This is a genomic window from Lentzea sp. NBRC 105346 (assembly GCF_030269605.1).
In the GTDB taxonomy this organism is placed as follows: domain Bacteria; phylum Actinomycetota; class Actinomycetes; order Mycobacteriales; family Pseudonocardiaceae; genus Lentzea.
On the sequence record NZ_BSTQ01000001.1, the window covers coordinates 200949 to 214375 of the forward strand.

At 70.3% G+C, this 13427-nt stretch carries 4 protein-coding genes; 3 read left to right on the top strand and 1 reads right to left on the bottom strand.

Annotation, left to right across the window (positions count from 1 at the left end; genetic code table 11):
- The first annotated feature begins 6 nt into the window (after nt 1-6).
- Nucleotides 7-10329, top strand: coding sequence for a type I polyketide synthase (locus tag QSK35_RS00710; protein WP_285741206.1), 10323 nt, complete (start codon nt 7-9; stop codon nt 10327-10329).
- Here QSK35_RS00710 and QSK35_RS00715 read toward each other — a convergent pair.
- Nucleotides 10319-11479: a cytochrome P450 gene (locus QSK35_RS00715; RefSeq protein ID WP_285741207.1), complete on the bottom strand. Its 1161-nt coding sequence runs from the start codon at nt 11477-11479 to the stop codon at nt 10319-10321. The genes QSK35_RS00710 and QSK35_RS00715 overlap by 11 nt on opposite strands.
- A 258-nt stretch (nt 11480-11737) precedes the next feature.
- Here QSK35_RS00715 and QSK35_RS00720 point away from each other — a divergent pair, with 258 nt between their 5' ends.
- Nucleotides 11738-12556, top strand: coding sequence for an enoyl-CoA hydratase/isomerase family protein (locus QSK35_RS00720; RefSeq protein WP_285741208.1), 819 nt, complete (start codon nt 11738-11740; stop codon nt 12554-12556).
- Between the two features lie 465 nt (nt 12557-13021).
- Nucleotides 13022-13324, top strand: coding sequence for a hypothetical protein (locus tag QSK35_RS00725; RefSeq protein ID WP_285741209.1), 303 nt, complete (start codon nt 13022-13024; stop codon nt 13322-13324).
- The last annotated feature ends 103 nt before the right edge of the window (nt 13325-13427 follow it).

Consider the following 13427-nt stretch of genomic DNA (forward strand, 5'->3'; position numbering starts at 1 on the left):
AACGACATGGACGGCGAAGAGAAGCTCCGGTACTTCCTCAAGCGCGTCACCGCCGATCTCCGCGACACCAGGCGGCGCCTGGAGGAGGTCGAGAACGGCGACCGGGAGCCCATCGCGATCATCGGGATGAGCTGCCGCTATCCCGGCGGCGTGCGGTCACCCGAAGACCTGTGGCGGCTCGTGGCCGAGGGACGTGACGCCATCGGCGCGTTTCCGGCCGACCGCGGCTGGGACGTCGACTTCAGCGACGACCTCGACGCGATCGGCACCTCCTACACCCGCGAAGGCGGATTCCTTTACGACGCCGCGGAGTTCGACCCCGGCCTGTTCGGCATGTCGCCCCGTGAGGCCACCGCGACCGACCCGCAGCACCGGTTGCTGCTGGAGACCGCCTGGGAGGCGTTCGAACGCGCGGGCATCGACCCGACCTCGGTGGGCGGCAGCCGCACCGGTGTGTTCGCCGGCCTGATGTACCACGACTACGCCGCCCGGCTGCACCGCGTGCCCGACGGTTACGAGGGCCAGCTGGGCAACGGCAACGCGGGCAGCATCGCCTCCGGCCGCATCTCCTACACCTTCGGCCTGGAAGGTCCCGCGGTCACCGTCGACACGGCCTGCTCGTCGTCGCTGGTCACGCTGCACCTCGCCGTTCAGGCGCTGCGGGCGGGGGAGTGCGACATGGCGCTCGCCGGCGGCGTCACCGTGATGGCCACGCCCGGCACGTTCATCGAGTTCTCCCGGCAACGCGGCCTCGCCGCGGACGGCCGGTGCAAGTCGTTCTCCGACAACGCCGACGGCACGGGCTGGTCGGAAGGCGCCGGAATGCTGCTGGTGGAACGACTTTCCGACGCGCGACGTCTCGGCCACCCCGTCCTCGCCGTGGTCCGCGGCACTGCCGTGAACCAGGACGGCGCCTCGAACGGTCTCACCGCACCCAACGGGCCGTCGCAGCAACGTGTGATCCGTGCCGCGCTCGACAGCAGTGGACTGTCCACTTCAGACGTTGATCTCGTCGAGGCGCACGGTACGGGAACGCGTCTGGGCGACCCGATCGAGGCGCAGGCCCTGCTCGCCACCTATGGCCAGGATCGCCCCCTCCGGGAGGGATCGAATCCGGAACCGCTGCGGCTCGGGTCGATCAAGTCGAACATCGGCCACACCCAGGCCGCCGCCGGTGCCGCCGGGGTGATCAAGGCCGTCATGGCGATGCGCGCGGGCGTCATGCCGAAGTCGCTGCACCTCACCGAGCCCAGCAGCCAGGTCGACTGGACGGTGGGCGAGGTCGCTCTGCTGCGTGAACCGGAACCGTGGCCCGACCTCGGCCGGCCTCGTCGCGCCGCGGTGTCGTCATTCGGTGTCAGTGGTACGAACGCGCACGTCGTCCTGGAACAGGTCACCGACGAGGAGGAGACGACACCGCGCACGACCGGCCCGCTGCCGTACGCCGTGTCGGGCAAGACCGCGGACGCGTTGCGGGCACAAGCGGAGCAGCTCGCCGGCGTCACGCACTGCGTCCGCACGGCGGCGACCCTGTCGCGACGTGCCCAGCTCGACCACCGTGCCGTCGTGGTCGCCGCGGACACCGACGAACTGCGTGCGGGGTTGCGTGCCATCGCTGGAGGAGCGGGTGCGCCGAACGTCGTCTCCGCGGCGCGCACCACCGTCGAACCGCGCCAGGTCGCGTTCGTGTTCCCCGGCCAGGGTGCGCAGTGGCCCGGTATGGGCACCGAGTTGCTGTCCGAACCGGTGTTCGCGGCACGGATGCGCGAATGTGACGACGCCCTTGGGTCCTTTGCGGACTTCTCCGTGCTCGATGTGCTGTCCGACGCGACCGCGTTGAACCGCGTCGACGTCGTGCAACCCGTGCTGTTCGCGATCATGGTGTCGGTCGCCGAGCTGTGGCGGGCACACGGTGTCGAACCGGCCGCCGTGATCGGTCACTCGCAGGGGGAGATCGCGGCGGCGGTGGTCGCGGGCGCGTTGTCGCTGGAAGATGGCGCGAAGATCGTCGCCTTGCGCAGCAAGGTACTCGCCGGACTCTCCGGTGAGGGAGCGATGTTGTCGGTGTCGTTGCCGCTCGCCGAGGTCGAACCGCTCATGCCCGGCGGCGTGTCGATCGCCGCCGTGAACGGTCCGCGGACCGTTGTCGTGTCCGGCGAGCCGGAGGCGTTGACCGAGCTGCAGGCCGAGCTCGCCCGGCGCGGCGTGCGGCGGTGGATGCTGCCGGGGGACGTCGCCTCGCACTCCGAGCAGGTGGACGCGCTGCGCGCCGAACTGCTCGACGCGCTCGCCGGCGTCGTACCGCGTCCGGCGCGCATCCCGTTCTGCTCGACCCTCACGGGAGGTCTGTTCGACACCGCCGGGCTCGACGCGGAGTACTGGTTCCGATCGCTGCGCGAGGCCGTGCGGTTCGACCTCGCCTCCGCCGCGTTGCTCGCGGACGGTTTCGACGCGTTCATCGAAGTCAGCGCGCATCCGGTACTGACGATGTGGGTCCAGGAGACCATCGACGACACCGAGGCCGACGCCGTCGCGTTCGGCACTTTGCGCCGCGAGGACGGCGGCCTTCGGCGGTTCCTTCAGTCCGTGGCGCACGCGCACGTCAACGGCGTGGGCGTGACGTGGCCGGAGCTCGACGCCGCCGGTACCGCAGACCTGCCGACCTACCCGTTCCAGCGACAGCGCTTCTGGCTCGACGTCCCGCCGGCACCGGGTGATGTCGCCGCGGCCGGGCTCACCGCCGCGGACCACCCACTGCTCGGTGCGGCCGTCACGCTCGCGAACGACGACAGCGTCCTGTTCACCGGGCGGATCTCCGCGCAGACGCACCCGTGGCTCCTCGACCACACCCTGCTCGGCTCGATCCTGCTGCCCGGAACGGCGCTGCTGGACCTGGCGTTGCGGGCCGGACGGCACGTCGGCCGCGAGCACGTCGACGACCTCGTGCTCGAAGCCCCGATCGTCCTGCCCGACGACGGCGACGTGCGCATCCAGGTCGCCGTCGGCCGGGGAACGCTGGCGGTTCACTCCACTGTGGACGGTGAGTCGTGGACGCGCAACGCCACCGGAACGCTGTCCGACACGGCGCTGCCGCCGACGCGTCTCGGCCAGTGGCCGCCCAGCGCCGAAGAAGTCGGCATCGACGGCCTCTACGACGCGCTCGCCGACGCCGGGTTCGGCTACGGCCCGGTGTTCCAAGGGCTGCGGCGGGTGTGGCGGCGTGACGGCGAGGTGTTCGCCGAGGTCGTGGTGCCCAACGCGGGCGGCTTCGCGCTGCACCCGGCGCTGCTGGACGCGGCACTGCACGCGATCGGCGCCGGCGGTCTGCTGCCCGACGACCAGCGCCGGGTCCCGTTCTCGTGGAGCGGTGTGCGCCTGCACGCGAGCGGTGCGTCGTCGTTGCGCGTGCGGATCGCCCGCGGCGACGGCGACGCCGTGTCGCTCACGGCGACCGACGACGCGGGCACGCCGGTGCTGTCCGTGGACGCTCTGGTGCTGCGGCCCGTGACGGCGGTGCCGATGCAGAACGTCCGGGACTCGCTGTTCCGCGTCGATTGGCTGCCGGGCTCGGGCGATCCCGTTACGGCACCGGAGATTCACTCCGCCGCGGACCTCACGGCGTTGACCGATGTGCCCGGCCATGTGGTCGTCGACGGTACCGGAAAAGAGGTGCGTCCGACGGTCCTCCGCGTGCTCCAAGTGCTGCGGACGTGGCTCGCAGACCCGCGTTTCGCCGCCTCCACGCTGATCGTGCGCACGGATGGCGCGGTCGCGGTGCACGCCGGTGAGGACGTCGACCTCGCCGGCGCGGCCGTGTGGGGTCTCGTACGCTCTGCGCAGTCCGAGCATCCGGACCGGTTCGTCCTCGCCGACGGCGGTCCGGTCGTCGGCGCGAGCCAGGTGGCGGTGCGCGGCGACGAGGTGTTCGTGCCCCGGCTCGTGCGCGCCACACCGCGCCTCACACCGCCGGAAGGCGCCTGGCGGCTGGACGTCCCGGAGTTCGGGCGACTGGACAACCTCGCGATGGTGCCGTGCCCGGACGTCGTCCAGCCGCTCACCGGAGACCAGGTGCGGGTCGGCATCCGAGCCGCGGGAGTGAACTTCCGCGACGTCGTGGTGTCGCTCGGCCTGCTCCCGGCGCAGCGCGTTCTCGGCAGTGAGGCCGCGGGTGTGGTGCTCGAGGTCGGTCCGGACGTCACCGACCTCGCGCCCGGCGACCGCGTGATGGGCGTGTTCAACGGCGCGTTCGGCCCGATCGGAGCGACGGGACGGGGGATGCTCGCCCGCATCCCGGACGGCTGGTCGTTCGCCGAAGCGGCCGCGGTGCCGTTGGTGTTCCTGACGGCGTACTACGGCCTGGTCGACCTCGCCCGGCTGCGTCGTGGCGAGAAGGTGCTCGTGCACGCGGCCGCCGGCGGCGTGGGCATGGCGGCGGTGCAGCTGGCTCGCCACCTGGGTGCGGAGGTGTACGCGACCGCCTCTCCCGGCAAGTGGTCCGTCCTGCGCGACATGGGCTTCGACGACGAGCACATCTCGTCGTCGCGTGACCACGACTTCGCGGACCGGTTCCGCGACCTCGACGTCGTGCTGAACTCGCTGGCGGGCGACTTCGTCGACGCCTCCATGCGGACGTTGCGCGACGGCGGCCGGTTCGTCGAGATGGGCAAGACCGACATCCGCGACGCCGCGGACTTCCCGCGCGTCGGCTACCAGGCGTACGACCTGTTCCCCAGCGCGGGCGTCGAGCGCGTCGCGGAGATGTTCGCCGAGATCATGGCGCTGTTCGAACGCGGCGTACTGCAGCGGTTGCCGGTGTCGTGCTGGGACGTTCGCGACGCCGTCGACGCCTTCCGCTTCGTCAGCCAAGCCCGGCACGTCGGCAAGGTCGTGCTCACGATGCCACGCCAGGTCGGGGGAACCGTCCTCGTCACCGGTGGCACCGGCGCCATCGGTTCCCAGGTAGCACGGCACCTCGTGCGTCACCACGGAATCTCCGACGTGCTCCTGCTCAGCCGTACCGGCCCGGACGCCGCGTCGTTCGCCGATCTGCGAGACGAACTGGGATCAGCCGTGCGTGCCGTGGCGTGCGACGTGTCCGATCGCGCGGCGCTGGCCTCGGCACTGTCCGGGGAACGGCTCGGCGCGGTGATCCACACAGCTGGTCTTCTGTCTGACGCGACCGTGGAAACGCTGACACCGCACCAGATCGACGCCGTGATGCGGCCGAAGGCCGACGCCGCGGTCCACTTGCACGAACTCGTCGGTGACGACGTCCCGCTCGTGCTGTTCTCGTCGGCGGCGGGTGTGATCGGAGCTCCTGGCCAGGCGAACTACGCCGCGGCGAACGCCGCTCTCGACGCGCTCGCCCAGCGCCGCAAGGCGCGCGGTGCGCCCGCGCTCTCGCTGGCCTGGGGCCTGTGGGCGCAGGACAGTGGCATGACCGGCCACCTGGGTGGCCGTCCACGCGGCACCGCTCTGTCCACAGAGGATGGTCTGGCGCTGCTCGACCTCGCGCTCACCGGCGGCGACGCGGTGGTCGTGCCGATGCGGCTCGACCGGGCCATGCCCGTGGTGCCCGAGTTGTTCCGCGAGCTCGTGCGTGCACCACGTGCGCCCATGAAGGTGGTCGCGGATCTCGATGGGCTGCTCGGCCTCGTGCGCACCGAGGCCGCCGCGGTGCTCGGCCACAGCTCGCCGGACGCCGTCGAGGTCGCGCGGGCGTTCCGCGAGCTGGGCTTCGACTCCCTCACCGCGGTCGAGCTGCGCAACCGGCTCGGCGCCCTGACCGGTCTTCGCCTGCCCACGACCCTGGTCTTCGACCATCCGACGCCGTCCGCGCTCGCCGCCCACCTGCTCGACACCCTGCGCGGCAGCGCGTCCGTCAGCGATGTCGAGCCGGCCCGTCCGGCGGACGAGCCGGTCGCGATCATCGGCATGGCGTGCCGGTTCCCCGGCGGAGTGTCCACACCGGACGAACTGTGGGAGCTGCTGCTCGCGGAGCGCGAGGCGATCACCGAGTTCCCCGCCGACCGCGGCTGGGACACCGGTGGCCTCGGTGGGTTCCTGACCGGTGCCGGTGACTTCGACGCCGCCTTCTTCGGCATCTCACCCCGTGAGGCGCTGGCGATGGACCCGCAGCAGCGCCTGCTGCTGGAAACCGCGTGGGAGGCGTTCGAACGGGCGGGCGTCGACCCGGCCTCGTTGCGCGGCACCGATACCGGTGTGTTCGTCGGCGGCGGCGCCCAGGACTATGTTCCGGACGACGTGCCCGCCGACCTGGAGGGATACCTGCTCACCGGCAACGCGGGCAGCGTCGCGTCCGGGCGGCTCGCCTACGTCTTCGGACTGGAGGGGCCGGCCGTCACCATCGACACCGCCTGCTCGTCCTCGCTGGTCGCGCTCCACCTCGCGGCATCGTCCCTGCGGTCGGGGGAGTGCTCGCTGGCCTTGGCGGGCGGCGTCACGGTCATGCCGACACCGCGCATGTTCGCCGAGTTCTCCCGGCAGGGCGGCCTCGCGTCCGATGGGCGATGCAAGGCGTTCTCGGCTGCCGCCGACGGCACCGTGTTCGCCGAGGGCGTCGGCGTGCTCGTGGTAGCGCGTCTCTCCGACGCACACCGTCTGGGACACCCCGTGCTCGCCGTCGTGCGTGGGTCGGCGGTCAACTCCGACGGCGCCTCCAACGGCCTCGCCGCCCCGAACGGCCCGTCCCAGCAGCGCGTGATCCGCCGGGCACTCGCCGCCGCCGGACTGTCCACTTCGGACGTCGATGTGGTGGAGGCGCACGGGACGGGTACGGCGTTGGGTGATCCGATCGAGGCGTCGGCGTTGCTCGCCACCTATGGGCAGGATCGTTCGACGCCGGTGTTGCTCGGGTCGGTGAAGTCGAACATCGGTCACACGCAGGCGGCGGCGGGTGTGGCCGGTGTGATCAAGATGGTGCTGGCGATGCGGCATGGTGTGGTGCCCGCGTCGTTGCACGTATCCGAGCCGTCGCCACACGTCGACTGGCAGGCGGGTGCATTGTCGCTCGCCACCGAAACCATCTCATGGCCTTCGACGGGGCGGCCGCGTCGTGCGGCGGTGTCGTCGTTCGGCATCTCCGGCACGAACGCGCACGTGATCTTGGAGGCGCCTGGCGCGGGGATCCCCCCGTTTTCCAGCGTATCGAGTTTCGACGTGGATTCCGGTGCTGCTGGGGAATCTGTGGACAACTCGGCGCCTGTGGACAACTCGCCGGTTGTTGATCTTCGCGGCGCGGAGTTGTCGGTCTCCCGTGCGACGATTGGAGTGGGGACCTCGCTCCCCCCTTGGGGGGAAACGCCGTTTGTCGTTTCGGCGAAGTCCGAGCTTGCGCTGCGCGAATACGTGGAGCTGATCAAGCGAGTCGACGGCGATCGGCGCGACATCGCGCACACGCTGGCCCGCCGCACGGTGTTCGACCACCGCGCCGTCATCCTCGCCGGAAAGGTGATCACCGGCCGACGCCACGACGGCACGCTGGCGGTGATCTTCTCCGGCCAGGGTGTGCACGACCTCACCCAGCTGGAACTCTTCGAGCTGCAGGTCGCCGAGTTCCAGCAGCTCGAACGGCTCGGCGTGCGGGCCGACCACCTCATCGGCCACTCGCTCGGCGAACTGGTTCTCGCCCACGTGTCCGGAGAGTGGACCGAGGAGCAGGCCCGCACGATCGTCAAGGCGCGCGAGCGCCTGATGGAGCCGCTCGCCGGCGGCGTGATGGTCGTGGTCGAGGCGTCGGAAGACGAGATCGAGCTCGTCGATGGCGTGTCGATCGCGGCGGTCAACGGCCCGAACACGGTCGTGTTGTCCGGTGACGAGGCCGCGGTGCTGGAGACCGCCCAGCGGTGGCGGCACAAGCGGCTGAACACGCGGCACGCGTTCCACTCGCATCACATGGAGCCGATGCTCGCCGAGTTTCGGCAAGTCCTGGAACGGGCGGGCGTGCCGAGGCCGGAGCACTGGGTGCGGCACGTACGCGACACGGTCCGATTCCACGATCGCCTCAGCGCGGCGAATCCGGATCACGTGATCGAGATCGGTTCGGGCAAGCCGTTGCTGGAGCAGGTGGCGAAGGCGTGGGTCAACGGCGCGCAAGTCGGCTGGCACCTGCCCGGCCGGCTCGTCGAGCTCCCCACCTACCCGTTCGAACGGGAGCGCTACTGGCTCCGGCACAGTGCCACCGCCCCTGCCGAGTACGAGATCACCTGGCAGCGCGTTGCCGAACGGCCGGCCGCCCGCCACCCGGACGTCGTGCTCGCCGAAGCACGCGACGGCGCCGAAGCACTCTCGATCATCCAGCGGCACACCGCTGCCGAACCGCTGTGGTTCGTCACGCGAGGAGCCGTTTCCGTCGACGGGGAACGCCTCGCCAGCCCAGAACAGGCCCAGGTCTGGGCGGTCGCCCGCGTCGCCGCCCTCGAACACCCCAGCCGCGTCGGCGGTGTCATCGACGCACTCGACGACCGCCACCTCGACGACGGACACCTCGGCACCGCGCTGGCGCTCGGCGAGGACCAGATCGCCATCCGCGACAACGGCCTCCACGTCCGCCGTCTGATCACGGCCTCACCATCGACCGACCGTTGGCGGCCACGCGGCACCGTCCTCGTCACGGGCGCCACCGGCGGACTCGGCCGCCACGTCACCCACTGGCTGCTCGACAACGGCGCGGACACCGTTCTCGCGCTGAGCCGCGGCGGCGGCGCCGACGGCCCACGTGTGATCGACATCCGGTGCGACGTCACCGACCGCGACGCACTCGCCGCCGTGCTCACCGCGCATCCGATCACCGCCGTGGTGCACGCGGCCGGTGCTGAACAAGCCACCGCGCTCGACACCATGACGACAGAGGAGTTCCACGACGTCCTGTCCGCGAAGGTGATCGGCGCCCAGAACCTGCACGAACTCACCGACCGCCTCGACGCGTTCGTCCTGTTCTCCTCGATCTCCGGCATCTGGGGCAGCGCGGGCCAGGCCGCGTACGCCGCCGCCAACGCCCACCTCGACGCCCTGGCCGAACAACGCCGGGCGGACGGACTGCCGGCCACGTCGCTCGCCTGGGGACCGTGGGCAGGCGGCGGAATGGGGTCAGCGCCCGGAGTCGCGGCACAGCTGACCCGTCGTGGCCTGCGTCTGCTCGCACCCGATGCCGCCGTGCGGGCACTGCGCACCACCGGCCGGAACGTCGTCGTCGCGGACGTCGACTGGGATCGCTTCACCACGATCTTCACCGCCGCGCGCCCCAGCCCGTTGCTCGAACACCTCGCGACCACCGTGGACGACGAACGCGGTAACACACCCGTGCGGGAAGTTCTGCGTGCCGCGATCGCGGACGTGCTCGGACATGCGTCCCCGGAAGCGGTCGACATGACGCTGGCGTTCCGCGACGCCGGTTTCGACTCCATCTCCGCGGTCGACCTGCGCACCCGCCTGTCCCGCGCGACCGGTCTGCGCCTGTCCGCCACCGTCGTGTTCGACCACGAGACACCCGAGGCGCTGGCAGCGCACCTCGAAAAGTCACACCAGGACAAGCCACACCGGCCGGGCGGCGTGTTCCACGACGCCTGTGCGCAAGGCAAGGTCGAGGAGTTCTTCGACGCCGCCCACGCGCTCGCACGGCTGCGACCCGAGTTCATCGACACCGGCGAGCCGGTGCGGGTGGACGCGTTGAGCGACGGCGACCTCGGTCTCGTCGGATTCCCCGCCTACTTCGGCCCCGCCGGAGCACACCAGTACGAGCGGTTCGCCGCGACCCTTGACGGTGTCGCCGTCTGTTCCCTGCCCGGTCGCGCCGACGGCGAACGCCTGCCCGCCACGGTCGAGGCGCTCTTCGGGACACTCGCCGCCGCGACCGCGGCGAAGTCCGTCCTCTTCGGACATTCCAGCGGAGGCTTCCTCGCTCATGGCGTCGCATCCGCGCTGGAACGTGCCGGCAGGGCGCCACGGGCCGTCGTTCTCATCGACCCCACGTGGCCCGGCGGTGACGTGTCGGCGTTCGCGGACGGCTGGCGCGCCGAGCTGCTCGACCGCATGGACCGCCTCGGCGTCGTAGACGAGTCGTGGGACGACCCGTGGATCACCGCGCTCGGGCGCTACCACCGCCTCCTCACCGCGTGGACCCCGCAGCCGATCGGCACGCCCACCCTGGTGCTGCGCGCGGCCGACCCGGTCACCGGTTCCGCACCGACCCCGGTGCTGTGGCGGTTGCCGCACACCGAGATCGAGGTGCGCGGCAACCACTTCACCGTGCTGGAGGACCACGCCGAGGAAACCGCGAAGGTGGTGCGTGACTGGCTGCTCAGCCTGTGACGAGCAGCGGCAACCGCTGCACCAGGATCATCCCGCGCGGATCGGTCAGCTCCACGTCGTCGCGCGCTACCGTCCACTTCGGATAGCGGTCCATCAGGAGGTTCAACGCGATCCTGCCTTCCAACCGGGCGAGCGGCGCACCCAGGCAGAAGTGGATCCCGTGCCCGAACGCCAGGTGACGGTTCTCCCGTCCCAGCACGAACCTGTCCGGCTCCGGGAACACGGAGCCGTCCCGGTTCGCCGACGCGATCCACGTCATCAGGATCTGCCCGGCCGGGATCGTCGCCCCACCCAGTTCGACCTCGCGCGTCGTGCGCCGCCCCACCTTGGAAATCGGTGGGAACAACCGCAGCGACTCCTCGATCACCGCGGGCACCAACGACCGATCGGCGCGCACGAGCGCCAGCACGTCCGGGTTGTCCTCGAGGCACAGCACCGTGCTGCCGATCAGAGCGGTGGTCGTGATGTGGCCGGCGATCAGCAACAACGCCACGAACCCGAAGAGCTCGTCGTCCGACAACCCCCGCCCGTCCACGGTCGTGGTGACGAGCTTGCTGATCAGATCGCCGCCCGGCGCGGCACGGCGGGCGCGCACGTGCCCCAGCAGATACTCGTTCATCTCCTTGAGCATCGGCACCAGCGCCGCCAGCTCTTCCTGCGTCGGCAACCGGTCGCGCCCGACGGTGTCGAGCAAACCGTCGGCCCAGGCCTGGAAGGCGTCGCGATCTTCGGCGGGGATGCCGAGCAGCTCGCAGATCACGATGATGGGCAAGGGATGACTGAGGCCGGCCACGAGGTCGATCCGCCCGGCACCGTCGACCTCGTCGAGCAATGCCGTCACGAGCTCGGTGATCCGCGGTTCCAGCTCGGCGACCAGCCGCGGCGTGAACACCTTGTTGACGAGCCCGCGCAACTGCCCGTGCCGGGGCGGGTCGATGCCGACGAAGTTGCCCTCCCGCAACATGTCGATCTCCGGCGGACCCGGCACCAGTGAGCTGAGATCACTCGAGAACCGCTCCGGATCAGCGAACATCTCGCTGATCTCCGCGTACCCGAACACCTCCCAGAATCCACCGTCTTTGTGGTGGCTCACGGGTTCGGTGGCACGCATGTGCGCCAGCCGATCGAAGAACTCCTGTGTGCTCGTCACACCGACCCAGCGTAGGCGGCCGGACGCCGAACATGTCCACGTGAGACAACTGAATCCACGCACCAGGCGTCATCACTATTATGTCAGTGTAGACTGAAATAAGCTGACAGTCATTGGGTGGCTGCGCTGACTGGGGCCGAGAAGCCGGATCGGGTGTTCTGGTGTTCGGTAGCTTTCGGTCTGCGACAACGATCACTCTTCCAGCAGGGCCCGTCGCGTCAATGAACACCTTGAGTCGACAAGAAGGCGAGAACCGTCATGGCGAGTCCACTGGCCGTCAGCGAGCGTTCGGACGGCTACTGGCGGGTCACGTTCGACAATCCGCCGCTCAACCTGATGAGTCCGGAGACCATGATCGGCCTGCGTGAGGTGATCGACCGCCTGGAGGCCGACCCGGCGGTCAAGGTCGTGGTGTTCGACAGTGCAGACGAGGAGTTCTTCCTGGCGCACTTCGACATCGTCCGGGGCGGTGAGGTGCCGGGTGAGCCAGGCCCGACCGGTCTGCCCTACTGGGCGGACATCGTCACCCGGCTGACCGGGGCGCCGTTCGTGAGCATCGCCGAGATCCGCGGCCGGGCCCGTGGCATCGGCAGCGAGTTCGCGCTGGCGTGCGACCTGCGGTTCGCCAGCCGGGAACGCGCCGTCTTCTGCCAGCCGGAGGTGGGAATCGGGCTCATCCCGGGCGGTGGCGCTCTCGAGGTGCTGCCCAGGATGATCGGCCGGTCCCGCGCGCTGGAGATCGCCCTGGGCGCCGAGGACTTCGACGCCGAGCTGGCCGAACGCTACGGCTGGATCAACCGGGCGCTACCGGACGCGGAGCTCGCGACGTTCGTCGACCGCTTCGCCCGCCGCGTCGCGAGCTTCGAACAGGCCGCTCTCGTCGCGACGAAGGCGCTGGTCGACAAGCGGGCCGGCGTGCCGTCGCACGACGAACGACGGGAGACCTCGACGCTCTTCCGCGAGTCCGGCACCTGGCCTGGGACGCGCAAGCGGATCGGCGAAGCCGTCGCGCGGGGTCTGCAGCAGCGCGGCGACTTCGAGCTCAACCTGGGCGCCCGGCTCGGCCCCGCCGAATGAGCATCGGCGGCAGCTCGCACATCGGTGTCTGATCCAGGTGCGTCCGGATGGAGTTCCGAGGTCCTCCCGCATGACATGCAGGGCGGAGTGCCTCTCGTAGGCTGGATGAGCTACCTCGCGGATCCCGGGCCCGTCAACGCGGTCGCAAAGGATGAGGCGATAGTCCGACCAGGCGTAACGGAAGATCGATCATGGTGTCGGACGCCAGACCGCGTCGGTTCCGCAGATCAGCTGGATTAGGACGATCACCAGCTCTTCGCACGCGCCCCCATCAAGGGCGGCTACGTGATGGCGGGCCGCGAGGAGCTCGCGACCGGCACGCTCACGGGTCATGAACTCGATGAAGTGGCGGCGACGCCGAGTTCCGCCGTGGACAACCGAGGAGGGTGACGGATGTTTGACCCTGACGCCGGAGGGTACGGCTGACGTATGACCCGAACTCGCTGCAGCGCTGAAGGTGCCGAAGTGACGCTGCGGTCCAAGACGATGGTCCTGGACTTCACCGGGGACTGCGACGGTGCGGCGGCCATCCGGTTGGTCGCCGAGCTGCCGGATGCGGGTGGAGCCGAGGACGGCGGGACCGTCGTGCTGGAGCAGGATGCCGCGACCGTCACCCAGCCAGGTGGTGAGATCCGCCTGACCGCACGGGAACCGCTGCGCTGGAACGGCGAACCGGTAGATGTCGAGTTCGTGCTGCCGGAGAGTCCTGACTCGACGGTGCTCGCCGTGCGCGGACTCGTCGTGCGGCTGGAGCCTGTCGCCGATTGAGACCCGGATGGCAGCTCATCGGACTTGCCGGGTGGATCGCCGCACCTCGAACGGGTACGCGTTGCCGTTGTGAGGCCGCAGAACGCGACCAACGGCCTTGAGC

Bases quoted from the DNA above. Each gene is read 5' to 3' on its own strand.
- QSK35_RS00720 (WP_285741208.1), top strand. From the start codon at position 11,738: ATGGCGAGTCCACTGGCCGTCAGCGAGCGTTCGGACGGCTACTGGCGG.
- QSK35_RS00710 (WP_285741206.1), top strand. From the start codon at position 7: ATGGACGGCGAAGAGAAGCTCCGGTACTTCCTCAAGCGCGTCACCGCC.